General features: G+C 71.9%; 21 protein-coding genes and 1 pseudogene. 11 read left to right on the top strand and 11 right to left on the bottom strand.

The window, feature by feature from the left end; genetic code table 11:
- Nucleotides 1-165: 165 nt before the first annotated feature.
- Nucleotides 166-1,194 (top strand): hypothetical protein, encoded by a 1,029-nt coding sequence (locus tag ACFRFC_RS10090; RefSeq protein WP_382684132.1) that lies wholly within the window; start codon nt 166-168, stop codon nt 1,192-1,194.
- A gap of 578 nt (nt 1,195-1,772) precedes the next feature.
- Nucleotides 1,773-2,453 carry an HAD family hydrolase gene (locus ACFRFC_RS10085; RefSeq protein ID WP_382684135.1) on the top strand — a complete coding sequence of 227 codons (681 nt, stop codon included), beginning with the start codon at nt 1,773-1,775 and terminating at the stop codon, nt 2,451-2,453.
- Here the strand turns inward: ACFRFC_RS10085 and ACFRFC_RS10080 are convergent.
- Nucleotides 2,405-2,680, bottom strand: a complete 276-nt coding sequence (locus tag ACFRFC_RS10080; protein WP_382684137.1) for a hypothetical protein — start codon at nt 2,678-2,680, stop codon at nt 2,405-2,407. The two genes, ACFRFC_RS10085 and ACFRFC_RS10080, sit on opposite strands and share 49 nt — an antisense overlap.
- Before the next feature lie 184 nt (nt 2,681-2,864).
- Here ACFRFC_RS10080 and ACFRFC_RS10075 point away from each other — a divergent pair, with 184 nt between their 5' ends.
- Nucleotides 2,865-3,248, top strand: a complete 384-nt coding sequence (locus tag ACFRFC_RS10075) for a cold-shock protein (protein WP_382684139.1) — start codon at nt 2,865-2,867, stop codon at nt 3,246-3,248.
- Between the two features lie 31 nt (nt 3,249-3,279).
- Here the strand turns inward: ACFRFC_RS10075 and ACFRFC_RS10070 are convergent, their stop codons facing one another.
- The 4 genes from ACFRFC_RS10070 to ACFRFC_RS10055 form a co-directional block, all read right to left on the bottom strand.
- Nucleotides 3,280-4,197: a 1,4-dihydroxy-6-naphthoate synthase gene (locus ACFRFC_RS10070; protein ID WP_382684141.1), complete on the bottom strand. Its 918-nt coding sequence runs from the start codon at nt 4,195-4,197 to the stop codon at nt 3,280-3,282.
- On the bottom strand, nt 4,178-4,897 hold the full coding sequence (locus ACFRFC_RS10065; protein ID WP_382684144.1) for a futalosine hydrolase: 720 nt from the start codon (nt 4,895-4,897) through the stop codon (nt 4,178-4,180). The genes ACFRFC_RS10070 and ACFRFC_RS10065 overlap by 20 nt, the downstream gene beginning before the upstream one ends.
- A gap of 38 nt (nt 4,898-4,935) precedes the next feature.
- Nucleotides 4,936-5,409, bottom strand: coding sequence for a DUF2771 domain-containing protein (locus tag ACFRFC_RS10060; protein WP_382684147.1), 474 nt, complete (start codon nt 5,407-5,409; stop codon nt 4,936-4,938).
- Nucleotides 5,410-5,560: 151 nt separating this feature from the next.
- Nucleotides 5,561-6,952: an MFS transporter gene (locus ACFRFC_RS10055; RefSeq protein WP_382684149.1), complete on the bottom strand. Its 1,392-nt coding sequence runs from the start codon at nt 6,950-6,952 to the stop codon at nt 5,561-5,563.
- Nucleotides 6,953-8,035: 1,083 nt separating this feature from the next.
- Here ACFRFC_RS10055 and ACFRFC_RS10050 point away from each other — a divergent pair.
- On the top strand, nt 8,036-8,962 hold the full coding sequence (locus tag ACFRFC_RS10050) for a DUF3027 domain-containing protein (RefSeq protein WP_382684152.1): 927 nt from the start codon (nt 8,036-8,038) through the stop codon (nt 8,960-8,962).
- Between the two features lie 141 nt (nt 8,963-9,103).
- Here ACFRFC_RS10050 and ACFRFC_RS10045 read toward each other — a convergent pair whose 3' ends face one another.
- Together ACFRFC_RS10045 and ACFRFC_RS10040 are read right to left on the bottom strand one after the other, a co-directional pair.
- Nucleotides 9,104-9,361 (bottom strand): hypothetical protein, encoded by a 258-nt coding sequence (locus tag ACFRFC_RS10045; protein ID WP_382684155.1) that lies wholly within the window; start codon nt 9,359-9,361, stop codon nt 9,104-9,106.
- Nucleotides 9,358-9,705, bottom strand: a complete 348-nt coding sequence (locus ACFRFC_RS10040) for a hypothetical protein (RefSeq protein ID WP_382684157.1) — start codon at nt 9,703-9,705, stop codon at nt 9,358-9,360. The genes ACFRFC_RS10045 and ACFRFC_RS10040 overlap by 4 nt, the downstream gene beginning before the upstream one ends.
- Nucleotides 9,706-9,998: 293 nt before the next feature.
- Here ACFRFC_RS10040 and ACFRFC_RS10035 point away from each other — a divergent pair, with 293 nt between their 5' ends.
- The 3 genes from ACFRFC_RS10035 to ACFRFC_RS10025 all read left to right on the top strand — a co-directional run bounded on the left by ACFRFC_RS10035 (nt 9,999) and on the right by ACFRFC_RS10025 (nt 16,433).
- Nucleotides 9,999-12,173 carry an acyltransferase family protein gene (locus ACFRFC_RS10035; protein ID WP_382684159.1) on the top strand — a complete coding sequence of 725 codons (2,175 nt, stop codon included), beginning with the start codon at nt 9,999-10,001 and terminating at the stop codon, nt 12,171-12,173.
- A gap of 63 nt (nt 12,174-12,236) precedes the next feature.
- Nucleotides 12,237-15,344: a sacsin N-terminal ATP-binding-like domain-containing protein gene (locus ACFRFC_RS10030; RefSeq protein WP_382684162.1), complete on the top strand. Its 3,108-nt coding sequence runs from the start codon at nt 12,237-12,239 to the stop codon at nt 15,342-15,344.
- Nucleotides 15,345-15,554: 210 nt separating this feature from the next.
- The gene (locus tag ACFRFC_RS10025) at nt 15,555-16,433 is read left to right on the top strand and encodes a hypothetical protein (protein WP_382684164.1); all 879 of its coding nucleotides are present in this window, start codon (nt 15,555-15,557) and stop codon (nt 16,431-16,433) included.
- Nucleotides 16,434-16,539: 106 nt separating this feature from the next.
- Here the strand turns inward: ACFRFC_RS10025 and ACFRFC_RS10020 are convergent, their stop codons facing one another.
- Entirely contained in the window at nt 16,540-18,933 is a 2,394-nt protein-coding gene (locus tag ACFRFC_RS10020; RefSeq protein WP_382684167.1) for an HAD-IC family P-type ATPase, read from the bottom strand.
- A gap of 170 nt (nt 18,934-19,103) precedes the next feature.
- Complete coding sequence (locus ACFRFC_RS10015) at nt 19,104-19,355, bottom strand: DUF2530 domain-containing protein (RefSeq protein WP_382684169.1); 252 nt, start codon at nt 19,353-19,355, stop codon at nt 19,104-19,106.
- Between the two features lie 137 nt (nt 19,356-19,492).
- On the opposite strand from ACFRFC_RS10015, the gene ACFRFC_RS10010 reads away from it, so the two are divergent.
- Entirely contained in the window at nt 19,493-20,890 is a 1,398-nt protein-coding gene (locus tag ACFRFC_RS10010) for an NCS2 family permease (RefSeq protein WP_382684170.1), read from the top strand.
- Nucleotides 20,891-20,905: 15 nt separating this feature from the next.
- Here ACFRFC_RS10010 and ACFRFC_RS10005 read toward each other — a convergent pair whose 3' ends face one another.
- Nucleotides 20,906-21,103, bottom strand: a complete 198-nt coding sequence (locus ACFRFC_RS10005) for a ribbon-helix-helix protein, CopG family (RefSeq protein ID WP_382684173.1) — start codon at nt 21,101-21,103, stop codon at nt 20,906-20,908.
- Between the two features lie 155 nt (nt 21,104-21,258).
- On the opposite strand from ACFRFC_RS10005, the gene ACFRFC_RS10000 reads away from it, so the two are divergent.
- From ACFRFC_RS10000 to thpR, 3 genes and pseudogenes are all read left to right on the top strand, one after another.
- The gene (locus ACFRFC_RS10000) at nt 21,259-21,696 is read left to right on the top strand and encodes a MarR family winged helix-turn-helix transcriptional regulator (RefSeq protein WP_382684176.1); all 438 of its coding nucleotides are present in this window, start codon (nt 21,259-21,261) and stop codon (nt 21,694-21,696) included.
- Nucleotides 21,697-21,868: 172 nt separating this feature from the next.
- Nucleotides 21,869-23,377 carry an MFS transporter gene (locus ACFRFC_RS09995; protein WP_382684178.1) on the top strand — a complete coding sequence of 503 codons (1,509 nt, stop codon included), beginning with the start codon at nt 21,869-21,871 and terminating at the stop codon, nt 23,375-23,377.
- A gap of 2 nt (nt 23,378-23,379) precedes the next feature.
- Nucleotides 23,380-23,992 (top strand): annotated as a pseudogene (gene thpR, locus ACFRFC_RS09990) (RNA 2',3'-cyclic phosphodiesterase).
- A 346-nt stretch (nt 23,993-24,338) separates the two neighbouring features.
- Here thpR and ACFRFC_RS09985 read toward each other — a convergent pair.
- The gene (locus tag ACFRFC_RS09985; protein ID WP_382684181.1) at nt 24,339-25,331 is read right to left on the bottom strand and encodes an aldo/keto reductase; all 993 of its coding nucleotides are present in this window, start codon (nt 25,329-25,331) and stop codon (nt 24,339-24,341) included.
- Between the last annotated feature and the right edge of the window lie 63 nt (nt 25,332-25,394).

Below are 25,394 nucleotides of genomic sequence, written 5' to 3'. Positions count from 1 at the left end.
AGGAGTGCGCCGACCGCGCGGGAATGCGCCGCCCCGCCCGGACTCGCCCGAAACGCAGAACCCCGGCGAGTGCAGCCCGATATGACCGGACCCGCCTGCGCTACCGTCGTGCCACGGGCCATCGCGGGCCGAAACGGGCAGTGGGGCACCCTCAAGGGGACTTGTGTGGGGATCGAGAGCGACCAGGTCGTCTACGAGTATCTGAGCCGCGTCGGCGATGTGGCGCACCGGCAGCAACTGCCGTCGTCGGCCCGGATGCGGCTGGTCTCCCAGCTGCGCGACGAGATCGACCGGCGGCGGGCCAAGGTCGCGGTGGACAGTCCCGCCGCCGTCCACCGCATCCTGACCCGTATCGGCACGCCCGACGAGGTCGTGGCCAGGGCGGGCGGCACCCCGGCCGCGCCCGACACCCCGAGCGCGGCCGTCCCCCTCCAGCGCGAGGACGGCGAGCCCCCGGCCCGCACCCGTCGGCTGCGCCGGGGCATCCCCAAGCCCCGCGCCGCCGGCCCCGGGACCTTCGCCCCGACGGCGGGCCCGTCCTCCCCGCATATCGCCCCCGCCCATGAACTGGGCGACCCCAGCACCCAGCCCGACTGGTGGCGCACCGACAGCACCCCGTTCGGTCCCGGTGACGAGGTCCCCGGATTCATAGGAGGCGTGGAGATCCCGGAACTCCTCAAGCCCCCACCGGCCAGAGGGAAGAGGGGAGATCCGGCACCGGAGGACGACGAAGAGCCCGAAGAGGAAGAGCCGGGAGCGGGGCCGGAGGAGTGGGAGGAGTCCGCTGAGGCGGGGGACCCGGCGCCCGGGAAATCCCGCCGCTTTCTCCGTCTGCCCGCCTCCCGTTCCCGCGAATGGCACAACCCGCTCCTGCTGATCGCGGCGGCCCTGCTGATCGCCGGGGCGGTCCTGGGCAATCTGCTCGCCCTCGCCGTCGGCTGGCTCATCGCCTGGGCCTCGCGCCGGCTGACCCGCGCGGAGATGAAGACGGCGGTCATGGTCCTGCCCGCCCTGACCGTGACCGCCGGGCTGGTCTGGCTCTGGGGCCGCACCGAGGGCCGCTGGGGCGACCCCATCGCCGACGGCCAGATGAGAGCCGCCCTGGACGAGACCTGGCCCTGGGTCCTCAGAGCGGCAGCGGTGACATCGGCGGCGTTCCTGATCTGGCGCTCCCAACGCCAGCGCCAGCGCTAGCCGCTGGGCCCTGGGCATCTCACCTTCGCCCGCGTGTCTCGCCACCGGCCTGGTGACGCCCGGCAGGCGCACCCACGGTCGTGAGGCGTGGGCCGGGTGCCCCGCGCACTGGGCGAGGGCCCGACCTCATCCCGTACGAGGGCCCCGGCCACGCCGAGAGCACGCACCGGAACCCGTCGGGCCGCCGCCCGCCGGTTGGACGACGACACCTCTGCAACACCCTGGACCTGGGCGTCTCGCCGGTGGCTGACACATCCCGCCGCCTGCCGCTGCCCGCGTGCCTCGTCACCTGCCGCCGGCCAGCATGTCCCGCCACCCGCCACCCGCCACCCGCCACCCGCCACCCGCCGCCCGCCATCGGCCGCCCGCCACCGGCCCGCACGGTCGCGCCCTCCGCCTCTGCCTGTGCCTGTGCCTGGCAGCCCAGCCCCCGGCGCCTGTGCCCAACAGCTTCGTCCCCTGTGCCGGACAGCTCGCCCCCCGGCGCCCGCGCCGGACAGCCCGCACCCCCGCCGAACACCCTCGCCGAACACCCCAGCCCACCCCACACCAGCCCCCCTCCCACCCCCCTCGGCACAATGGACCCCATGACTGCCGCCCCCGCCGCTAGCCGTCCCCCCGCGCCCACCGTCGGGTTCGATCTCGATATGACGCTCATTGACTCCCGGCCCGGGATCCACGCCTGTTACCGGGCGCTGGCCGAGCGGACCGGCGTGTTCATCGATGCCGATCTGGCGATCACCCGGCTGGGGCCGCCGCTGGCGGAGGAACTGGTGAACTGGTTCCCGGCGGAGCGGGTGCCCGCGATGGCGGATCTGTACCGGGAGATGTACCCGGGCATCGCGATCAACGCGACCCCGGCGATGCCCGGCGCGCACGACGCCGTGGCGGCGGTACGGGCGGCCGGCGGGCGGGCGATCGTCGTCACCGCCAAGTACGAGCCCAACGCGAAACTGCATCTGGCGCATCTCGGCATCGAGCCCGACGCGGTCGTCGGCGACCTGTGGGCCGAGGCCAAGGCGGCGGCGCTGCGCGAACACGGGGCCACCGTCTACGTCGGCGACCACGTGGGCGACGTACGCGGGGCCCGGGCCGCCCGCGCGCTGTCGGTCACCGTGCCGACCGGGCCGTGTGACGCGCGCGAGCTGCGCGAGGCGGGCGCCGATGTCGTACTCGACGGTCTCGGCGCGTTCCCCGGATGGCTTTCGGACTACCTCGCGGCCGTGCCGGACGTGGACGACGACACCGCCCGGGCCTGACGGCGGCCGGCCGCCGCCCCCTGGTACACCCCCACCCCGGCGATCAGGAATCCGACGCCCATCAGCATGCTCAGCAGGAACATGTACGTCGGAAAAGGGGTCGAGCCGAGGAACAGCGGGGCCACGGTGACGACCGTGGCGACCGTACCGATGAGGAACACCACGGCACCGGCGCGGATCAGCCGGTCGCCGGGCGCGGCGGAATTCGTTTGGGTTTTGTCACGCACCGGACCAGGGTAGTTCCCAGCGCAAAGGAACAACCGGGCGACGTCTTGTCTCCCGCCTCAAGACCATTAGCCTTGGTAGCTCTTGGTGGTACTTGGTAGCGGCGGGTCACGGTCGACCCGCCCCCGTGCTGTCAAGAGCCGTTTCCGAAGCAGTTTTCCGACGAGTACGAGGACGAGGACAGACGTGCCTACCGGCAAGGTCAAGTGGTTCAACAGCGAGAAGGGCTTCGGCTTTCTCTCCCGCGACGACGGCGGTGACGTCTTCGTCCATTCCTCGGTTCTCCCCGCCGGAGTCGAGACACTCAAGCCGGGCCAAAAGGTGGAGTTCGGAGTCGTCGCGGGGCAACGCGGCGACCAGGCCCTTTCGGTGACACTCCTGGACCCGACCCCGTCCGTCGCCGCGGCCCAGCGCAAGAAGCCCGACGATCTGGCCTCGATCGTCCAGGACCTGACGACGCTGCTGGAGAACGTCACACAGACCCTGGAGCGGGGCCGCTACCCCGACAAGGTCGCGGGCAAGAAGGTCGCCGGACTGCTGCGCGCGGTCGCCGACCAGCTCGACGTATAAAGACGTACAAAGACGCAAAGAGGCGTAGGGCTCAAGGGAACTTCAGCGCGTTCGGGCCGAGGGGCGGAAGCAGTCCCTCGGCCGCCGCGCGGGTGAGCAGCCCGCGTACCGCCGCATAGCCGTCCGTACCGAGGTCGGCGGTGAATTCGTTGACATACAACCCGATGTGCTGGTCCGCGACCGCCGGGTCCATTTCCTGGGCGTGTTCGCGCACATAGGGCCGGGATGCCTCGGGGTCGTCCCAGGCGGCCCGTACGGATGACCGGATCGCGTCGGCCAGCCGCTCCAGCGCCGCCGTGCCCAGCGTCCGCTTGGCGATGATCGCGCCCAGCGGGATCGGCAGGCCGGTGGTGTGCTCCCAGTGCTCGCCCAGGTCGGCGAGCTTGCGCAGCCCGTAGTTCTGGTACGTGAAGCGCGCCTCGTGGATGACGAGGCCCGCGTCGACCTTCCCGTCCCGCACGGCCGGCATGATCTCGTGGAACGGCATCACCACGATGTTCCCGACCCCGCCCGGCACGGTGTCCGCCGCCCACAGCCGGAACAGCAGATAGGCCGTCGACCGCTCGCTCGGCACGGCCACGGTCCGCCCGGCCAGGTCGATGCCGGCCTCCCGGGCCAGCACCAGCGGCCCGCAGCCCCGGCCCAGCGCCCCGCCGCACGGCAGCAGGGCGTACTCGTCGAGGACGTACGGCAGCACGGCGTACGACACCTTCAGCACATCGGACTCGCCGCGCTCGGCCATGCCGTTGGTGATGTCGATGTCCGCGAAGGTCACGTCCAGCGCGGGGGCGCCCGGGACGCGGCCGTGGGCGAGGGCGTCGAAGACGAAGGTGTCGTTCGGGCAGGGGGAGTACGCGATCCTCAGCTGATCGCCGGTCGGGTGGTCGGCGGGCGGCTGGTCGGAGGGCAGGTGGTCAGCGGTCGGAGGCTCACCGGTCGTGTCGCTCATACGGTTTCCAACTCTCCAGGGCGGGTGCGAGCTTCCCGAAACCGGCGGACAGGGCCGCGAGGGCGTCGGGAATGCGCCAGGCGGACCGGTCGCGCGGGCCGACGGCGTTGGACACGGCCCGCAGTTCCAGCACCGGCACCCCGTGCGCGGCGGCGGCCTCGGCGACCCCGAAGCCCTCCATCGCCTCGGCCAGCGCGTCCGGGTGCGCGGTGCGCAGGGCGGCTGCGCGGGCTGCCGTACCGGTGACGGTGGAGACGGTCAGGACGGTGCCCGGGAGCGCGCCGGTGGTGGTGGCCACGGCGGCGACCAGGGCCGGGGGCGGGCGGTGGGTGACGGTCCCGAAGCCCAGGTCGGTGACCGGGAGGAACCCCTCGGGTGTCTCGGCGCCCAGATCGGCCGCGGTGATCGCGTCCGCGACGACCAGTGCGCCGACCGGCGCGTGGGGGGCGAAGCCGCCCGCGATACCGGCGCTGACGACGAGATCGTACGGCCGCCCGGCGAGTGCGGCAGCGGTCAGCGCGGTGGCCGTGGTCGCGGCGGCGAGGGCGGGTCCGACCCCGGCGGCGAGGAGATCGGGACCGGCGGGGATGCGCAGGAGGGTGGCGGTGCCCGGGAGGGGGACCGGCACGGGAGCGGGCGGGAACGCCCGTGCCACCGCGTCCCGTTCGGCGGGGACGGCGGTGGCGACGAGTACGCGCACGGGCGGCGGTGGGGCCGGGACCGGTGCCGGGGGCGTGGTCAGGCGTCCTTCTCCAGCTTGAAGGACCACAGCCCGAGGGGCTGGGTCTCGCCCTCCTGGATGGACACCGTGGTGGTGTTGCCGCTGGCCCCGTACTGGGCGTTGAAGAAGACGCTGCCCGGGATGGTGCGGTACGTCTTGGTGGAGGAGTCGGTGAGCGGCTGGCCGTTCATGAGGATCGTCCAGCCCTTCTCCGCGATGTCCGGGTCGACGCCGAAGCGCACGGTCTCGTCGGGGTCCACGGAGATCGTCTTGATGTCCGTGTCCCGCAGGCACGCCGTCAGTTCCTCGGTGTTCAGCGTCTTGCCGTCGTTGTAGCAGGACGCCTCGGAGCTGATGGAGTTCGTGCCGACCGTGATCGTCGCCATCGGCGTCGGCTTCTCACAGGCGGTCAGCGCGAGCAGTCCGGCGGAGACGGCGCCGGCGGCGGCGACGGCGCGGCGGCGTCGCACACGGGATTGCATCGTGGTCATGGCCGAAGGCTATCGGGCGATCGTGGTCGCCCCGCCACGCGGGGTGGCGGCCATGCGGGGGGTGTGCCGGGCGGGTCGGGCCAGGGGAGAGGTCCGGTCGGGCCATGAGGGAGGCGAGGTCCGGTCGGGCCAGGGGCGGGGCCCCGGTGGGTCAGGCGACCCTCGGGTGGGACCGGCCGCCGCGCCGCGCCGAACCCAGCAGCCCCCGTACGGTGCTCAGCCACCCGGCGGCGACGATCGCGGCGGCGACGGACAGCCCGAAGGGCCCGTTCAGCGGCAGCGAGATGCCGACCGCGCCGCCCAGCACCCACGCCACCTGGAGCAGCGTCTCCGAGCGGGCGAAGGCGGAGGTGCGCACCTGCTCCGGTACGTCCCGCTGGATCAGGGCGTCCAGCGACAGCTTGGCCAGTGCCTGCGCGAATCCGGCGACGGCCGCCAGACAGGCCACCAGGAAGGCGCTGAAGAATATGGCGGCGATGATCGCCGCGCCGAGCACACAGGCCACCACCGTCACGATGATGATCTCCGGGGCGCGGTCCCGCAGCCAGGCCCCCACCGCAGTCCCGCACGCGTTGCCCGCGCCCGCCGCGACGGCGACCGTGGCCAGGGAGACGGCCGCGCTCTGCCCGGTCAGCGGATGCTCGCGCAGCAGGAACGCCAGGAAGAAGATCAGGAAGCCGGACAGACAGCGCAGGGCGGCGTTGGCGCCGAGCGCGTGGGTGACGGCGGTGCCGACGGTCCGCAGCCCCGGCCGCTTGGCGGCTTTCTGGTACGGGCCGTGGAGGTGGTCGGCGTCGGCGGCGAGCAGCGCGGTGTCCTCGCCCTTGGCGGAGTCGACCTTGGGCGGCAGGGAGAAGGAGAGGAACGTCCCTGCAATGAAGATGACGAACGCCCCGTACAGCGGCCAGCGCGGCCCGATGAACTGGAGCCCGGCCCCGATGGGAGCGGCGACGCCGGTGGCGAGCAGCCCGCCGAGGGTCACCCGGGAGTTGGCTTTGACCAGGGAGAACTTGGGCGGCAGCAGCCGGGGCACGACGGCGCTTCGGACCACGCCGTACGCCTTGGAGGCGACGAGTACGCCGAGGGCGGCCGGGTACAGCTCGATGCCGCCGCTGATCACCGCGGCGGACAGCACCAGGGCGAGCAGCGCGCGGGCCAGCATGGCGCAGGCCATGGCGAGGCGGCGGCCGTGCGGGACGCGGTCGAGGAGGGGGCCGATGACGGGGGCGAGGAGGGTGAACGGGGCCATCGTGATCGCGAGGTACAGGGCGACGCGGCCGCGGGCCTCGTCGGTGGGTACGGAGAAGAAGACGGTGGAGGCCAGGGCGACGGTGATCATGACGTCCCCGGCGCCGTTCACTCCGTGCAGTTCGATCAGCTTGCCGAGGCCGGATTCGCCGGCGCCGTGGGCGTGCGTGGCCTTGCGGATGCCCCGCGCGGCCGCGGAGAACGGCGACCGCAGGGCACGCCCGACCGCCCGGACGGCCCCTCCCACCCGACCCGCCCCACCCTCACGCCTGCCCGCGCCTGCCACGCCGTTCATAGTGCCCCGAGATGGCCCCGGGTAGGCGGAATCGCCGTCGAACGCGTGCCGCCGCGCTGGGCATGGGCGGGGGTCCGGCAGGGCCCGGGGCCCGTCGGACCGGGGCGGGCACAGTCATTTCATGCGGGCTCGCGGACGGGGCGACGGGGCGACGGGGCGATGGTGCGACGGGGCCGGGGCCCGTCGGACCCCTGGGGCGACGGGGCCCGGGAGCCCGTGGACGGCAAGGCCCCGAGCCGCCTTCCACCCGCGTGCGCGCCCGCGGATGGCCTGGCCGCCTGCCTGCCGGTGTTTCCCTGGTCCGGCGTCCGCCAGGTCCGAGGCTGTTGTGTCGCGGGCTCTTCTCCCGTCCGTCTGCATGACTGCCGCTGGCCGGGCTGCTCGCCGGTTGGTGTTTTCCTGGTCCGGTGTCTGCCAGGTCCGGGGACGTTATGTCGCGGGGCTGTTTCTCGTCCGTCTGCGTGATTGCTGGTGGCCGGGCTGTTCGCCTGCCGGTGTTCCCCTGGTCCGGCGTCTGCCAGGCCGAGGCCGATGTGTCGCCGGGCTGTTTCCCGCCCGTCCGTGCGACCGCCGATGGCCCGGCCGCCCGCCGACCGGCGTTTCCCCACCCCGGCGTCCGCCAGCCCCCAGGCCCTTGCGCCACCGGGCCTTGCCACGCCATCCGCCTCGCCTATCCGCCTCGCCTATCCGCCTCGCCTATCCGCCCCGCCCATCCGCCTCGCGCATCCGCCCCGCCCGCCGCCGACGCAGCCCCCATCCGCCCCGCCCGCCCCTCGCCGACGCAGTCCCCGCCCGCCCCGCCGCTGATGATGCCGCCCTCACCCCCGCACCCCACCAGCCCCCCGCGCCCCCGTCCCCCTCCCCCCGGAATCCCGATTCCCCGTCAAGGAAATCCCCGGCGCGGGGTGCCGAGTGGGCGTCGGTGTAGGCCCCCGGACGGGGAACAGGCAGAATGGGTGACGTAGGTGCGCCCGAGCGCGACAGGCATGGACGTCGACGCGGTCTTCCGTTCCGCTCCGTCCCCCCTAACCGCCGGAGGCAAGCCGCACCCGGTAGCGACGGCGTAGGAGAGAAGCGATACCTGTGAGCGCAGCGACAACGCGAAGCCGCACCCCCGACCGTCTGTGCGCCGAGGCCGTCGACCTCGCCCGCGCCGCCGCCGAGGAGGCTGCCGCGCCCGGGGTGGTAGGAGAACACGCGGGCCTGACGAGCGAGGGCGACCGGGTTGTCACCCACTTCTTCGTGTGCAAGGAACTGGGCTACCGGGGCTGGCGCTGGGCCGTCACGGTGGCGCGCGCCTCCCGCGCGAAGCTCGTCACCCTGGACGAGGTGGTCCTGCTCCCCGGCCAGGACGCCCTGCTCGCCCCCGAGTGGGTGCCCTGGAGCGAGCGGCTGCGCCCCGGCGACATGGGCCCCGGCGACCTGCTGCCCACCGACGCCGACGATCTGCGCCTGGAGCCAGGCTTCAGCGGCGAGGACGCGCCCCCGCCGAACTCCGCGGTCTCCGAGGACATGGCGGAACTGGTCGAGGCGGAGGACGCCGAGGTCAGCGCGGGTACACCCGCCCACCTCCCGGTCGTCCCCTCCCGTGGGTCCATCGCGGCGGTGGCGCAGGAGCGGGGTCTGGGCCGTGCCCGGGTCCTGTCCCGCTATGGCCTGCACATCGCCGCCGACCGCTGGGAAGAGTCGTTCGGCGCGCAGACCCCCATGGCCCAGGCCGCCCCCGCCACCTGCGTGAGCTGCGGGTTCCTGGTCGCCATCGGCGGCTCCCTCGGTCAGGCATTCGGCGCCTGCGCCAATGAGTTCTCGCCGGCCGACGGCCACCTCGTCTCCCTCTCCTACGGCTGTGGCGGCCACTCCGAGGCCGCGGTCGTCCCCAAGCCCCCGCAGCCGGCCGAGCCGGTCATCGACGAGACGAAGGTCGACGCGTTCCCCCTCCGCCCGGCGAAGGACTCGGGCTCGGTCCCGGAGACGCCCGACGAGACGGTGGCGGAGCTGGGGCACTCGTAGTCCCCGTTACGCATCCCCGTACCGCGTGGGTCGGTTCGGGGATGGTCGACCCTGCGCCCGGAGGCGGGCGCGGTCCCTTTGGGCCGCGCCTGTTGCCTTCGGATACGGGTAGCGGGTGTTCACCGTGCGGAGCCCAGGGAGTCAGAACCCCAGGTAGGTGATCTGCACGATGTAGACCCGCTCGCTGCGGACGACGATCTGGTACCGGAACATCCCGCCAGGGACGATGATGTTGCCGCCCTCGGGGTCGACCGCGTCATGGGCCCGGCCGTGGAGGTGGCGGGCCTCGGCGGCCCGGACCAGTTCGTCAGCCTTGCGTTCCACTGCCGCGAGGAAGTTCGCCGGAGCGGTACGGGCGGCTTCTTCCGCGCCGAAGGCGTACTCCCATTTCCAGCTCACGCGCGCACCGCCGCCATGGCGTCGTCCAGTACGGAGCCCAGTTCGCGCAGGGCCTCGTGCGCGACGGTCGGGTCCTCGTGTTCCAGGTTGCCCCGCGCGCGGGCGAGCCGGGCGGACAGGTCAGGTCGGCGGGCGATCTCGATGTCCCTGGCCCAGCTCAGCACCCAGCTCCGCACCGGGCTGAGCGACTGCCACTCGACTGCCTTGGCGAATGCCTCGTCCTTCATGACCTGCATCTCGTCCAGGCGGCCTGGAGCGACTATGGCCAAGGCCGCGCGCAAGGCTTCGGGAGTCTGTTCGGGACGAGGGATCAGCGCGTGTCCGTGGTCGGCCTGAGTGCTCATGGTGTCCTCCAGGGAGTGCCCGGCCAGGGTATCCGGCGCCGGCGTCAGACGTCCGGAATGTCCGGCAGCGTCCCTCCAGGTGCTCCACGCCATCACCGCAATGTTCCCTATGCGGCTTTCACCCGCCCAGGTTTGTCGGTCGCCGTTCAAACGTGGTCCACTTTCTCGTTATTGCTATGTAATGGCAATGCGATGAACCACGGACCGGGCCGAAGGTAGGTTCGATCGTCCGGCTCCGGGGGCGATCATCGGCGCCGTCCGGTGATGCCTCATGAGCCAAGGAGATCCACACGGTGCCCGTCCGCCGCCTCACGCATCCCCCGCGGCCCACGTCCGACGACGTCCCGCCCCAGCCCGGCCCCGCGGACGGCACCCCCGGGAAGGGCGGGCAGCGGACCGCCGCGCCGGCCGGCGGCGCCAGTCTCCGGCTCGACATCCAGGGCCTGCGGGCCGTGGCCGTCACCCTCGTGGTGCTCGGCCACTCGGGCGTCTCCTCCATGGCCGGCGGATACGTCGGCGTGGACGTCTTCTTCGTGATCTCCGGCTTCCTCATCACCTCGCTGATGCTCCGCGAATGGGGCCGCGACGGCCGGATCTCCCTGGGCCGCTTCTACGCGCGCCGGGCGCTGCGCCTGCTGCCCGCCTCCACCCTGGTCGTGCTCGCGACCCTGGCCGGCTCCTGGCTCTTCCTGGGCCCGCTGCGCTTCGCGGACTACGCCAAGGACGCCATCGCCTCCGCCTGGTACGTCGTCAACTTCCGGCTCGCCGAGGCCGGGACCGACTACTTCAACACCGACGTACCGCCCTCCCCGTTCCAGCACTTCTGGTCGCTGGCGGTCGAGGAGCAGTTCTATCTGATCTGGCCCATCGTCCTGATCGTCGCCCTCAAGCTGTTCCGGCGCCGGGCACTGCTCGCGATCCCGCTGCTCGCCCTGGCCGCCGCCTCCTTCGCGCTCAGTCTCCACCTCACCGAAACCTCCCCCTCCTGGGCCTACTTCGGCTCCCAGGGCCGGATCTGGGAGCTGGCGGTGGGCGCCCTGCTGGCGCTCGCGGCGCACCGGCTGCACGAGATCCCGCGCCCCCTCGCCGCGGTCCTCAGCTGGGCCGGACTGGCCGCCATCGGCTACGCGGCCGTGTCCTTCGACGAGAGCACCCCCTTCCCCGGCCATCACGCCGTGATCCCGGTGTTCGGCGCCGCGGCCGTCCTCGCCGGTGGCGCCGCGGCCGGGCGCTACGGCGCGGGCGCCGTGCTGTCGCTGCGGCCCGCCGTCTGGATCGGCGGGATCTCCTACGCCTGGTACCTGTGGCACTGGCCGCTCATCATCATCGTCCCGGCCGCCGTCGGGTTCGGCGCGGACGACGGGCCGCTGCGGCTGATCGCCGCGCTCGGCGGCATCCTGCTCGCCTGGGGCACGCTGCACCTGGTCGAGGACCCGATGCGCTTCCACCGCGCGTTCAAGGCCCACGCCGCCCGGGGACTCACCCTGGGTCTCGGCCTGTCGGCCGCCGCGGCCCTCGCCGCCGTGTTCACCCTCCAGTTCCCGCCCACCCTCGACGAGGGCGACGCCCGGCAGAGCACCAAGGACACCCTCGCCGCCGCCTCCGACCCCCGCGCCACCCTCACCCAACTCCTGGAACAGCCGGTGGAGAAACTCCCGGCCAACCTCGAACCGAACCTGCGCGACACCGCGTACGAACGCTCCGCGCTCTACACCGACGACTGCGCCCTCACCATGACCGGCACGGTCCAGACCGAGCCCTGTCTGTACGGCGACAAGACCGCCGACCGCAGCGTGGTCCTCTTCGGCGACTCCCACGTCGCCCAGTGGTTCCCGGCGCTCGACGCCATCGCCCGTGAGCACGAGTGGCGGCTGTACTCCTTCACCAAGAACGCCTGCAAGGTCTCCCAGATCACCATCGAGTGGGAGGGCGGCCCGTACTCCACCTGCGACGACTGGCGGGACGTGACCATCGGGAAGATCCAGGAGATGGAGCCCGAACTCGTCATCACCTCCAGCTCCAACTCCGCCAAGCTGTACGGCGAGGGCGACCTCGGCGACGCCTGGGGCGAGGGACAGGCCGAGACGTACCGGATGCTCCAGCAGGGACGCACCCAGGTGCTCACCCTGCTCGACAACCCCTGGCCGAAGAACAACACCGTGGACTGTGTGTCGGCCAACCCCGGCGACCTCGCCTCCTGCACCCGCGACCGCTCCGAGGCCGACCCCAAGCCCGAGGTCACCGAGGCGATCCGCAAGGCGGCCGCCGCCGAGGACGTCACCGTCATCGACCCCTACGACTGGGTCTGCGCCCCCTCCGGCACCTGCCCGGTCGTGGTCGGCAACACCCTCGTCTACCGGGACTACGGCCACCTCGCGGACGGCTACGTCGAGGCCCTCACCCCCGTGGTGGAGGACGAACTGCTGCGCCTGTTCGGCGCCGACCTGAGCGAGCGCCCGGGGGCGTGACACCGGGCCGGACGGCCGCGCGGATCGCGATACCGTCTCCTCACGCCGATGAGGAGAGTGAACGTGAGCAAGTTCGTGCGGCCGGCCCCCGAGGGAGCCGACCCGTTCGCGACGGCCCGGCTCCGCCGTGGGGTGCTCGACGCGTGGGCCACCAGCCCGGCCCGGTTCCGGGAGGACGCCAACGCCGAGGAAGACCTCGTGCTCGGCGGCTACCGGGACCGCCTGGTCGTCGAGCTGGCACAGAACGCCGCCGACGCCGCCGCCCGAGCCGGGGTGCCCGGACGGCTCCGGCTCACTCTCCATGAGGGCGTCCTCGTCGCCGCCAACACGGGTGCCCCGCTCGACGCCACCGGGGTCGAGTCGCTGGCCACCCTGCGCGCCTCCGCCAAGCGGGACACCGAGTCGGTGGGGCGCTTCGGCGTCGGGTTCGCCGCCGTCCTCGCCGTGACCGACGAGCCCGCTGTCGTCGGGCGGCACGGCGGGGTGCGCTGGTCGCTCGCCGAGGCGCGGGACCTCGCCGCCGGGACCGCCCGCCACAGCCCCGGCCTGGGTGACGAGATCCGGCGCCGGGACGGTCACGTACCCCTGCTGCGGCTGCCGTTCGCCGCCGAGGGCACCGCTCCCGATCCGTACGACACCGCCGTGATCCTGCCGCTGCGCGACACCGCCGCCGCCGAACTCGCCGAACGGCTCCTCGACGCCGTCGACGACGCCCTGCTGCTCGCCCTGCCGGGGCTGGCGGAGGTCGTCGTGGAGGCGGGCGGGCGGGAACGGGTGCTGCGGCGGGGCGCCGACGGTGACCTGACCGTCGTCGAGGACTCGCGGGACGGGACCAGCCGGTGGCGTACCGCGACCGCGCACGGAGCGCTCGCCGCCGCACTGCTGGCCGACCGGCCCGTGGAGGAGCGGTCGCGGCCCCACTGGTCGGTGACCTGGGCGGTACCGGTGGACGGCGAGGGCGCCCCGGCCGCCCCGCGCACCAGCCCCGTCCTGCACGCCCCGACCCCCAGCGACGAGCCCCTCGGCGTGCCCGCCCTGCTCATCGCCTCCTTCCCGCAGGACACCACCCGCCGCCACACCGCGCCCGGCCCCCTCACCGACTTCCTGGTCGAGAAGGCCGCCGACGCCTACGCCCAACTGCTCGCCGGCTGGCGTCCGGTGACCGCCGGGATCATCTCCCTCGTGCCCGGTCCGCTCGGCAAGGGCGAGCTGGACGGCGTACTGCGTCAGGCGATCCTCCAGCGGCTGCCGCGCACCTCCTTCCTGCCCCCCGCCCTCCCGCCCGCCGACGAGGACGCCCCCGAGTCGCTGCGCCCGAGGGACGCGGAGGTGGTGGAGGGCGCCGGCGCCGACACCGTACGGGTGCTCGCCGAGGTGCTGCCGACGCTGCTGCCCGCCGGGCTCGAACGGCGCGTCGAGCTGCGCACGCTCGGTGTGGCCCGGGTGCCGCTGACCGACGCGATCGACCGGCTGGCCGGGCTGGAGAAGGCGCCGCACTGGTGGCGGGAGCTGTACGACAGCCTGGCGGGCGTCGATCCGGACCGGCTGTCGGGACTGCCCGTGCCGCTCGCCGATGGCCGTACGACGATCGGGCCCCGGCAGGTGCTGCTGCCGACGCCCGACTCGGCCGGGCTCGACCCGGAGGCGCTGGCCCGGCTCGGTCTGAAGGTCGCCCACCCGGACGCCACACATCCGCTGCTGGAGAAGCTGGGCGCGCTGCCCGCGACCCCGAGGGCGGTCCTCACCACCCCGCAGGTACGGGCGGCGGTCGCCGCGTCCCTGGACGACGAGGGGGCGGGCTGGGAGGACGACACCCCGGACGCCGAGGAACTCGCGGACACCGTCCTCGCGCTGGCGCGGGCGGCCGGGCTGGAGCCGGGCGACGAACCCTGGCTGGGCGCGCTGGCCCTGCCCGACGAGGACGGCGAGCTGTCCCCGGCCGGTGAACTGGTCCTGCCCGGCAGCCCTTTCGCCGCCGTCATGCGCGAGGACGAACTCGCCCACGTGGACGCCGAGCTGGCGTCCAGGTGGGGCGAACAGCCGCTCGCCGCCTGCGGTGTGCTGGCCGACTTCGCCCTGGTCCGCGCGACGGACGTGGTCCTGGACCCGGACGAACTGGAGCCCCGCGAGGGCGACTTCGCCCAGCCCGACGACCCCGGGCTGCTGGACGCCGTCGACGTGTGGTCCGAGGACATCCTCGACCGCTTCCCTGACTCGCCGGTCCCGCCCGTCGCCACCGAGCTGATCGCCGTACGGGACCTGGACCTGGTGGACGAGGACAAGTGGCCCCAGGCGCTGGCCCTGCTCGCCCGGCCGCCCCTGCGCGACGCCCTCACCCAGCCGGTCCGCGTCCTGCTCCCCGACGGCACGCACGAACTCGTCCGGCCGTACACGGCGTGGTGGCTGCGCGGGAACCCGGTGCTGGACGGCCGCCGCCCGGCGGGCCTGCTGGCGTCGGGCGGTGACCCCCTCCTGCGCGGCCTGTACGAGGAGGCCGACGCGACCGGCTTCGACGACGAGCAGGTACTGCGGGCGCTGGGCGTACGGACGTCGGTGGCCGCGCTGCTGGAGGAGCCGGGCGGGGCGGCGGAACTCCTCGACCGTCTCGCCGACCCCGACCGCGAGGTGACGGGCTCCCAACTGCACGCCCTGTACAGCGCGCTGGCCGATCTGGACCCCGAGCAGGTGACTCTCCCGGACGACCTGCGGGCCGTGCTCGACGGGCGGGTGACGGTGGTCGAGGCGTCGGACGCGGTGGTCGTGGACTCGCCGGATCTGCTGCCCTTCACGGACGGGGTGCCGCTGCTGCCGGTCCGCCCGGCCCGCGCGGCCGAACTGGCGGAGCTGTTCCAGGTGCGGCGGCTGAGCGAGTCCGTCGGCGCGGTGGTGGACTCGCAGGGTGCCGAGCACGACGTACCGGAGTCGGTACGGGTGCTGCTGGGCGCCCGGACCCCGTCCTCCTACGTCGAGCACGAGGAGCTGCTGGTCGACGGCGTCGAGATCGACTGGCGGCTGACCACGGACGGGGTGCTGCACGCGGCCACCCTGGAAGGCGTCGCGGCGGGCCTCGCGTGGGCGGCGCGGCAGTGGCCCCGGCGGTTCGAGGTGGCGGCGCTGCTGGAGGATCCGTCGCGGACGGGGGAGCTGGCGCGGGACCGCTGGTTCGACTGAGGGGCGGGCGCCGCCCGGGAAACCGGGCGGCGCGCTGCTCCCACCTCAGAGGGCGCACACAGAAACTTCATAGCTGTGCACAACCAATGAGGCTTGTGGTGCATCTGATCGGGTGAGCCAACAGGCTCCCCGATCGAAAGGGCCTCGCGCGAGACCGCGCGCCATGTGCAGCGCGACCGCCGGGCCTCAACTCCCCTGGGGGGAATGCACATGCGCAAGCGGGTCACACTCGGCGTCGTCACAGGCGCTCTGGCCCTGTCCGGCCTGGCCGTTCCGGCTGCCCAGGCCGATGGCTCCGGTCCGTCGTACCGCACGGCCGCCGAACAGGCCCTGAAGGCCAAGCAGACCCAGAACCCGGCGAAGAGCGCGTACGGCGCCGCCGCGATCGGTGGGCTGGACATCTCCTTCTCGAACTTCAAGGCCGTCAAGGCCGTCAAGGTCGGGTCCGCGAGCCACACCTCCACCACGATCACCTACACGATGACCCACGCCGCGGACATCGACATCAAGTCCGCGGACTTCGACACGGGCCCGTACCTCTACCGGGGTGCCTTCGACACTCCGGACAACCTGCTCATCGGCGACGCCCCGGCGACCTGCACCGCCACCTCCGCGACGACCGCCAACTGCAAGGGCAAGGTCAACATCTACCCGGGCTACGGAGACCTGATCAACTCCGACGCCGGAACCTGGCGCGGTGCGGCCATCGCCCTGGACTACGTGACCGGTGACTTCGCCGACCAGGGCGCCCTGGGCACCACCCTGATCCAGCGCAACTCCACGCTGACCGTCAACGCCGCGCCGGAGCCCGTGAAGAAGGGCAACACCATCACGGTCACCGGCAAGCTCGCGCGGGCCAACTGGGAGACCAACAAGTACGCCGGCTACACCAACCAGCCGGTCAAGCTCCAGTTCCGTACGAAGAGCGCCACCAGCTACACCACCATCAAGACCATCAAGACCAACTCCAAGGGTGAGCTGAAGACCACGGTCAAGGCGTCCAAGGACGGCTACTACCGGTACAGCTTCGCCGGGACGGTCACGACCCCGGCGGTCAACGCCCCGGGTGACTTCATCGACGTGAGGTAAGCGCGGCGGGTCGGGTTCCGCTTCTGTCGCGGGGGACCGCGCGCCGGTGAGAGCCGGTCGCGTGGTCCCCCGCGTTTTGTTGTGAGGGGCGTTGAGGGCGAGGCCCCTACGCCGGCACCCGCCGGTCCACCCACCGCCACAGAACCTCCAGCACCGCCGCCGCGACCGCCGCGATCCCCACCGCGAGCCACGGCATCGTCGTGCCCACCAGCTTCAGGGCGAAGAAGGTCTGGAGCCAGGGGACGACGAGGACCAGGACGAAGGCCGCGCCCATCGTGGCGACCAGGGCCACCCGCCACCAGGTGTACGGACGGGCGACGATCACCAGGACCCACATGGCGATGAGGAACAGGGTCAGCGTGGCCGCGCTGGTCTCGGCGTCCAGCGCGTCCGGGCCGGTGTAGTGGTGCCGGGCGATCAGATACGTCGTGAAGGTCGCCACCGCCGCCAGGACCCCGCCCGGGATCGAGTAGCGCATCACCCTGCGGACGAAATGCGGCTGCGCGCGTTCCTTGTTGGGTGCCAGGGCCAGGAAGAAGGCCGGGACACCGATCGTCAGGGTGGACAGGAGGGTCAGGTGGCGCGGCAGGAAGGGGTACTCCACCTGCCAGCAGACCACCAGGATCGCCAGCAGCACCGAGTAGACCGTCTTGACCAGGAACAGCGTCGCCACCCGCGTGATGTTGCCGATCACCCGGCGGCCCTCGGCGACCACGCTCGGCAGCGTCGCGAAGCTGTTGTTCAGCAGCACGATCTGGGCCACGGCCCGCGTCGCCTCCGAGCCCGAGCCCATCGCCACCCCGATGTCGGCGTCCTTCAGGGCCAGCACGTCGTTCACCCCGTCGCCGGTCATCGCGACCGTGTGGCCGCGTGACTGCAACGCGCCCACCATGTCCCGCTTCTGCTGCGGGGTGACCCGGCCGAACACCGTGCCCTCGTCCAGCGCGGCCGCCATCTTCTCCCGCTCGGCGGGCAGCTGCCGGGCGTCGATCACCGTGCCGGTCAGGCCGACCTTGCCCGCGACCGCGCCCACCGAGACCGCGTTGTCACCGGAGATCACCTTCGCGTGCACGTCCTGGTCGGCGAAGTAGGCCAGGGTGTCCGCCGCGTCCGGGCGCAGCCGCTGCTCCAGGACCACCAGGGCAACCGGCTGCGCGTCCGCCGCCACCTGCGGGTCGTCCAGCTCGTGCACCGCCCGCACCAGCAGCAGCACCCGCAGCCCCTGCTCGTTGAGGCGTTCCGTCTCCGTCAGGGCCGGGTCGTCCGGGGCCAGCAGCACATCGGGGGCGCCCAGCAGCCAGGTGCCCGACTCCCCGCCGCCCAAGCTGAAGGACGCCCCGCTGTACTTGCGGGCCGAGGAAAAGGGCAGCGACTGAGTGCAGCGCCAGTCCTCGCTGTCCGGGTAGGCGTCGATGATCGCCTTGAGGGAGGCATTGGGACGCGGATCCGACTCCCCGAGCGCGCCGAGCACCTTGCGTACGTACGTCTCGTCCGCCCCGTCCAGCGGGCGCAGCTCCGTGACGTCCATGCCGCCCTCGGTGAGCGTGCCGGTCTTGTCCAGGCACACCGTGTCGACGCGGGCCAGGCCCTCGATGGCGGGCAGCTCCTGCACCAGGCACTGCTTGCGGCCCAGCCGGATCACGCCGATCGCGAAGGCGACCGAGGTGAGCAGGACCAGGCCCTCGGGGACCATCGGCACGATCCCGCCGACGGTCCGCGCCACCGAGTCCTTGAACGCGTTCTCCTGCACCACCAGCTGGCTGATGATCAGGCCGATCGCCGTGGGGACCATCATCCACGTCACGTACTTGAGGATCGTGGAGATGCCCGTACGCAGCTCGGAGTGGACGAGCGTGAAGCGGGACGCCTCCTCCGCCAGCTGCGCCGCGTACGCCTCGCGGCCCACCCTCGTCGCCCGGAACGCGCCGCCGCCGGCCACCACGAAACTGCCCGACATCACCTCGTCGCCGATCCGCTTGACCACCGGGTCCGCCTCGCCGGTCAGCAGCGACTCGTCGATCTCCAGGCCGTCGCTCTCCACACACACGCCGTCCACGGCGACCTTGTCACCGGGGCCGGTCTCCAGGACGTCGTCCAGCACGATCTCGGACGTCCCGACCTGTGCCGCGACCCCGTCCCGCCGCACGGTCGGACGGACCTCGCCGATCAGCGCGAGCGAGTCCAGGGTCTTCTTCGCCCGCCACTCCTGGATGATCCCGATCCCGGTGTTGGCGATGATGACGAAGCCGAACAGGCTGTCCTGGATCGGCGCGACGAACAGCATGATCACCCAGAGCACACCGATGATCGCGTTGAACCGGGTGAAGACGTTCGAACGGACGATCTCGGCCATGGAACGGCTGCTGCGCACCGGAACGTCGTTGACCTGTCCCCGCGTGACGCGCTCCGCCACTTCTGCCGAGGTGAGTCCGCCCGGTGCTGGTGGTGCGGGGTGGGGGTGCGCAGGGTCCAGTTCGGCGCCTGCGTCGGTGTGCGTCATGTCTCCGACGGTACGTGGGGAAATGGGCGTGCACCCCCCCGATGTCGTGAAGATCCGACTACGGGAGGAGGGGGGGTCCGTCCGTGGGTGTACGGGTGCGGGCCCGGTGGGGGCTGGTCGCGCAGTTCCCCGCGCCCCTAAAGGCCCTCTGCCGCCAAGGCCCTCTGGCGCTAAAGGTCCGCTTCCGCTTGTTTGATTGCCTGGTCTCTCTTGCGGACGTACCAGATGCCGATCAGGCCCAGGGCTGCGCCGGCCAGGCAGGTCCAGATCCACCAGGTGTGGCCGTGGTCCGCGAACCAGCCGTAGAACGGGAGCTGCACCAGGAAGAGGACGAACCAGAGGATCGTGCCGCCCGTGATGGTGGCGACCACGGGGCCCTCCAGGGGCTCCGGCGCCTCGTGCTTGGGTGTCCACTTCGCCATGGGGCCAGCTTACGAGGCACCACGCCCCGTCCCTGGCCCACGCCGGTCTACGCGCGGAGATAGCCCTTTCCGGCGTTATATGTTCATACTGAAACTGTTTCTTACTGGCCACTTATATTCGTAGGAATCTCTAAACGATGCCCAGCTCGGCTCTAGACCGCTATTTCAAGATCTCCGAGCGGGGCAGCTCCCTGCCCCGGGAGGTCCGTGGCGGTTTCGCCACCTTCTTCGCGATGGCGTACATCATCGTGCTGAACCCGATCATCCTCGGCAGCGCGAAGGACATGTACGGCCACCAGCTCGACAACGGCCAGCTGGTCACCGCCACGGCGCTCACGGCGGCGTTCACCACATTGCTGATGGGAGTCATCGGGAACGTACCGATCGCGCTCGCCGCCGGACTCGGGGTGAACTCGGTCGTCGCGCTCCAGCTCGCGCCCCGGATGTCCTGGCCGGATGCCATGGGCATGGTGGTGCTGGCCGGTTTCGTGGTGATGCTGCTGGTCGCCACCGGGCTGCGGGAGCGGGTGATGGCCGCCGTGCCCTACTCGCTGCGCAAGGCCATCGCCATCGGCATCGGCCTGTTCATCATGCTGATCGGGCTGGTGGACGCCGGGTTCGTGTCCCGGATCCCCGACGCCGCCCACACCACCGTCCCGCTCCAGCTCGGCGGTGACGGCCACCTCGACGGCTGGCCGGTGCTGGTCTTCGTGCTCGGGGTGCTGCTGACGCTGGCGCTGATCGTGCGCAAGGTGTCCGGCGCGATCCTGATCTCGATCGTCGCCATGACCGTCGTAGCGATGATCATCGAAGCCGTCGCCACGGTTCCCTCCTGGGGGCTGACCACCCCGAAGTGGCCCGGCAACCCGGTCTCCAGCCCGGACTTCGGGCTGCTCGGCGAGGTCAGTCTGTTCGGCGGCTTCGAGCAGGTCGGGGTGCTCACGGGCGTCCTCTTCGTCTTCACCGTGCTGCTGTCCTGCTTCTTCGACGCCATGGGCACGATCATGGGCGTCAGCGACGAGGCCAAGCTGACCGACGGCGAGGGCCAGATGCCCGGCATCAACAAGGTGCTCTTCGTGGACGGCATCGCGGTCGCGGCCGGTGGCGCCAGTTCCTCCTCCGCCGGTACCTGCTTCGTGGAGTCCACCGCCGGTGTCGGCGAGGGCGCCCGCACCGGCTTCGCCAACCTTGTCACCGGCGCGCTGTTCACCCTCGCCCTCTTCCTGACCCCCGTCGCCACCATGGTCCCGTCCCAGGCGGCCACCCCCGCGCTGGTCGCGGTCGGGTTCCTGATCCTGGCCGGGTCCATCAAGGAGATCGACTGGACGGACCACACCCTCGCCATACCCGCCTTCGTGACGATGGTGATGATGCCGTTCACCTACTCGATCACCAACGGCATCGGCATGGGCTTCATCACCTTCGTCGTGCTGCGGCTCGCGGCCGGGCGCGCGAAGGAGATCCCGGCGGCGATGTATGTCGTCGCGGCGGTGTTCGGCTTCTACTACCTGATGCCGGCCCTGGGGCTCACCTGACCCGAGCCGCCGGTTTCAGGTGACCCCGTACTCGGGTGACCCGTAGAACTTCTCCGTCTCCTCGACCGCCGTCGTGAAGCGCTGGTCGAAGTCGTCCCGGATGAGCGTCTGGACCACATAGTCCTGGACGCTCATTCCTCTTTTCGCCGCATGACCCCGGAGCCGGTCGAGCAGCTCCCCGTTCATCCGCAGGCTGAGCACGCTGGTCCCCATGGGGATGAGGGTCACCGCCCCCGGGTGTCCGCTGCCTCACTTTCCGGAGTCGTGTCACTCGTATGGGTGAAGTGTCGGCTTGGGTGGCGGGTGTCACGGGGATCGTGGTGCACCCAGGGTGGTCTTTAGGGAGAGTAATGAGTTACGCTAAGAATATGTCGGACCTCACCCATGGCGACGACGCTGCCGCCGTGAATTCCCTGCGCTCCGCCGTGATGCGGCTGTCCCGTCGGCTCAAGCACCAGCGTGTCGACGAGTCACTGAGCCCGACCGAGATGTCGGTCCTGGGCACCCTCGCCCGTTGCGGCACCGCCACCCCTGGCGAGCTGGCCCGCAAGGAGCATGTCCAGCCGCCGTCGATGACCCGCATCGTCGCGCTGCTGGAGGCCAAGGGGCTGGTCCGGCTGGACCCGCACCCCGAGGACCGCCGGCAGAAGGTGGTCACCCCCACCGAGCAGGCCGAGGCGATGCTCGAAGAGAGCCGCACCAAACGCAACGCCTTCCTCGCCACGCTGGCCGAGGGCCTCGACGAGGACGAGTGGGCGAAGCTGCGGGCCGCCGCGCCGGTGCTGGAGAGGCTCGCGCAGCTGTGAGTGGTGCCCGCCGCGACTGAGGCAGCCGCGGCGGGCCCTGGCGAGGCGGCGGCAGCGGCAGTAGGCCGTAGGAGTGCCAGCAGCAGGCCACACCAAGGCCACACCAAGGTCAGACCAAGGCCACACCAAGGCCAGAGCAAGGATCAACGACGTCCTGAGGAGGCGAACTTCTTTGAGTTCGGGACCCGGAGCAGATTCCGCACCCGCGCCAGCAGCCGACAACACCGTCAACGATCCGTTGGGTGACGCCGTCCCTGGCTCCCCCGGCGACCCCGGTTCCCCCGGTAAGCCAGATTCCCCCGGTGACCCCGGTAAGCCTGATTCTCTCGGTAAGCCCGGTTCCCCCGGTGACCCCGATTCCCCCCGCGACCCCGGCGCATCCCGCAGCCGGTCCGCGATGTTCTCGTCCCTCAAGATCCGTAACTACCGGCTCTTCTTCCTCGGCCAGGTCGTCTCCAACACCGGCACCTGGATGCAGCGCATCGCGCAGGACTGGCTGGTCCTCAGCCTCACCGGCTCCGCCACCGCCGTCGGCGTGACCACGGCCCTGCAATTCCTGCCGATGCTGCTCCTCGGGCTCTACGGCGGAGTCCTGGTCGACCGGCTCCCCAAGCGCCCCACGCTGCTGTTCACCCAGTCCGCCATGGCCCTGACCGGGCTCGCGCTGGCCGCGCTGACCCTCAGCGGGCAGGTCCAGGTGTGGCACGTCTATCTCGCCGCCCTCGCCGCCGGTCTCGTCACCGTCGTCGACAACCCGGCCCGGCAGTCGTTCGTCTCCGAGATGGTCGGCCCCGACCAGTTGCAGAACGCGGTCAGCCTGAACTCCGCGAACTTCCAGTCCGCCCGGATGATCGGCCCCGCCGTGGCGGGCCTGCTGATCACCGGGGTGGGTACGGGGTACGCGTTCCTCTTCAACGGCCTGTCCTTCCTGGCGCCGCTCGCCGGACTGCTGCTGATGCGCTCCCGTGAACTGCACACCGTCCAGCGCGCCCCGCGCGGCAAGGGGCAGTTGCGGGAGGGGCTGCACTATGTCGCCGGGCGGCCCGAGCTGATCTGGCCCATCGTCCTGGTCGGCTTCGTCGGCACGTTCGCCTTCAACTTCCCGGTGTTCCTGTCGGCCTTCGCCGACGATGTCTTCCACGCGGGCGCCGGCACCTACAGCCTCTTCAACACCCTGATCGCCGTCGGCTCCGTCGCGGGCGCACTGCTTGCCGCCCGCCGCGGCACCGCACGCATCCAGGTGCTCTGCGCCGCCGCGCTGCTCTTCGGCCTGCTGGAGGTCGCCTCCGCGGTGGCGCCCTCGGTGTGGATGTTCGCTCTGCTGATGGTCCCGCTCGGCCTCTTCGGCATGACCGTGAACGTCACCGCCAACACCAGCATCCAGATGTCCGCCGACCCCGCCATGCGCGGCCGGGTCCTCGCGCTCTACATGATGGTCTTCCTCGGCGGCACACCGGTCGGCGCCCCGATCGTGGGGTGGGTCACCGACGCCTACGGCGCCCGGGTGGGGATGGCCGCCGGTGGCGCGATAGCGGCTCTGGCCGCCGCGACCATCGGCGTGATCCTGGCCCGGACCGGCGGGCTGCGGCTGTCGCTGGAGTGGGACGCCCGATATCCGCGCCTGCGGTTCGTGCCCCGGCAGCGGACCGGGGAGCCGGCCGAGGCCGCTAGCGTCTCCTGACCATGAGACTCTTCGCCGCCGTACTCCCGCCCGAGCCGGCCGCCCGGGAACTGGCCGCCGTCGTGGACCCGCTGAGGAACCTCCCCGGCGCGGGTGCGCTGCGCTGGACCCAGCGGGCGGGATGGCACTTCACCCTCGCCTTCTACGGAGAGGTCGGCGACGACGTCGTACCCGAACTGTCGGACCGCCTGGCGCGCGCCGCGCGCCGGACCCCGCCCTTCGCGCTGGCCGTGCGGGGTGGTGGGCAGTTCGGGCAGGGGCGGGCGCTGTGGGCCGGGGCGGACGGGGACCTCGCCGCGCTGCGGCTGCTCGCCGAGCGGGCGGAGGCGGCGGGGCGCAAGGCGGGGGTGGCGATGGGGGAGCACCGGCGGTACCGGGCCCATCTGACGGTGGCGCGCGGCGGGGCGGCGGTGGAGGTACGGGGGGTGCGAGGGGTGCGAGGGGTACGGGGGTATCCGCGGCGGTATGTGGAGGCGCTGGGGGCGGGAGTGGACCGTGGGGGAGGTGGCGCTGGTGCGGAGTGTGCTGCCGGTGTCGGGGGTGGCGGGGGAGCAGCCGCGGTATGACGTCGTCGGGCGGTGGGGGCTCGGTGGGGGGTCCGGCGGGGGCGGTTAGGCTCGACGCGTGGATCCCAAGACCCGGAACCGGATTATGGCCGGTGCGCTTGTTCTGTTGTTCGTGGTTGTCGCCGTGGCCTCTGCGGTTGGGGGGTAGGGGGAGGGGGGTTTCTCTTTCGTCGCCGGGTGCGGCGGTGTTGTGGCTGGTCGCGCAGTTCCCCGCGCCCCTTGGGTTGGGCGGCTGGCCCGGCGTTGTCGGGTGAACGGGCGCAGTTCCCCGCGCCCCTTGGGTTGGGCGGTCGGCCCGGTGTTGTCCGGTGGACGCGTACCCGTGAGCCTTTGGGCCTGCCGCCCCCGGGGCGTTGTCGCAGTGGCTGTCCCGGGGGCGTCGGAGGGGGACGGTTCTACCAGGCGAAAGCCTCCGGGGACGGGCCCGGGCCCGGGAAGATCTCGTCCAGTTGCTTGAGGACGTCGTCCGTCAGGGCCAGGTCGACCGCGCGCACCGCCGACTCCAGTTGTTCCGCCGTGCGCGGGCCGACGATCGGGCCGGTGACGCCGGGGCGGGTGAGGAGCCAGGCCAGGGCCGCCTCGCCGGGGGGCAGGGCGTGCTTGTCGAGGAGATCCTCGTACGCCTGGATCTGCGCGCGGAGCGCCGGGTCGTTCAGGGCGTCGGCGGCGCGGCCCGAGGCGCGTCGGCCGCCCTGGACCTCCTTCTTGATCACCCCGCCGAGCAGACCGCCGTGCAGTGGCGACCACGGGATGACCCCGAGGCCGTACTCCTGGGCGGCCGGGATGATCTCCATCTCGGCGCGGCGCTCGGCGAGGTTGTACAGGCACTGCTCGCTGACCAGGCCGATCGTGCCGCCGCGGCGCCCGGCGATCTCGTTGGCCTGGGCGATCTTGTAGCCGGGGAAATTGCTGGAGCCGACGTAGAGGATCTTCCCCTGCTGCACCAGCACATCGATGGCCTGCCAGATCTCCTCGAACGGGGTGGCCCGGTCGATGTGGTGGAACTGGTAGAGGTCGATGTAGTCCGTCTGAAGGCGCTTGAGGGAGTCGTCCACCGCGCGGCGGATGTTCTTCGCGGAGAGCTTGTCGTGGTTGGGCCAGGCCTCGCCGTCGGCGGCCATGTTGCCGTACACCTTGGTGGCGAGGACCACCTTGTCCCGGCGGTCGCCGCCCTGGGCGAACCAGTTCCCGATGATGGATTCCGTACGGCCCTTGTTCTCGCCCCAGCCGTACACATTCGCGGTGTCGAAGAAGTTGATACCCGCGTCCAGGGCCGCGTCCATGATCGCGTGGCTGTCGGGTTCATCCGTCTGCGGACCGAAGTTCATCGTGCCGAGGACGAGTCGGCTGACCTTGAGTCCCGTGCGTCCGAGCTGCGTGTACTCCATGGTCCACAAGCCAACGACTTGGAGTGGGCTCCAGGCAAGTGGGGGAGGGGTGGGTGTCGGGGG

Source organism: Streptomyces sp. NPDC056734 (assembly GCF_042790455.1).
In the GTDB taxonomy this organism is placed as follows: domain Bacteria; phylum Actinomycetota; class Actinomycetes; order Streptomycetales; family Streptomycetaceae; genus Streptomyces.
This window is presented reverse-complemented; position numbering and strand designations above follow the sequence as displayed.

Excerpts from the sequence above, each read along its gene's own strand:
- ACFRFC_RS10085 (WP_382684135.1), top strand. The coding sequence starts at position 1,773 with ATGGACCCCATGACTGCCGCCCCCGCCGCTAGCCGTCCCCCCGCGCCC.
- ACFRFC_RS10070 (WP_382684141.1), bottom strand. The coding sequence starts at position 4,197 with ATGAGCGACACGACCGGTGAGCCTCCGACCGCTGACCACCTGCCCTCC.
- ACFRFC_RS10060 (WP_382684147.1), bottom strand. The coding sequence starts at position 5,409 with ATGACCACGATGCAATCCCGTGTGCGACGCCGCCGCGCCGTCGCCGCC.
- ACFRFC_RS10055 (WP_382684149.1), bottom strand. The coding sequence starts at position 6,952 with ATGAACGGCGTGGCAGGCGCGGGCAGGCGTGAGGGTGGGGCGGGTCGG.
- ACFRFC_RS10040 (WP_382684157.1), bottom strand. The coding sequence starts at position 9,705 with ATGAGCACTCAGGCCGACCACGGACACGCGCTGATCCCTCGTCCCGAA.
- ACFRFC_RS10025 (WP_382684164.1), top strand. The coding sequence starts at position 15,555 with ATGCGCAAGCGGGTCACACTCGGCGTCGTCACAGGCGCTCTGGCCCTG.
- ACFRFC_RS10020 (WP_382684167.1), bottom strand. The coding sequence starts at position 18,933 with ATGACGCACACCGACGCAGGCGCCGAACTGGACCCTGCGCACCCCCAC.
- ACFRFC_RS10015 (WP_382684169.1), bottom strand. The coding sequence starts at position 19,355 with ATGGCGAAGTGGACACCCAAGCACGAGGCGCCGGAGCCCCTGGAGGGC.
- ACFRFC_RS10010 (WP_382684170.1), top strand. The coding sequence starts at position 19,493 with ATGCCCAGCTCGGCTCTAGACCGCTATTTCAAGATCTCCGAGCGGGGC.
- ACFRFC_RS10005 (WP_382684173.1), bottom strand. The coding sequence starts at position 21,103 with ATGGGGACCAGCGTGCTCAGCCTGCGGATGAACGGGGAGCTGCTCGAC.
- ACFRFC_RS10000 (WP_382684176.1), top strand. The coding sequence starts at position 21,259 with ATGTCGGACCTCACCCATGGCGACGACGCTGCCGCCGTGAATTCCCTG.
- ACFRFC_RS09985 (WP_382684181.1), bottom strand. The coding sequence starts at position 25,331 with ATGGAGTACACGCAGCTCGGACGCACGGGACTCAAGGTCAGCCGACTC.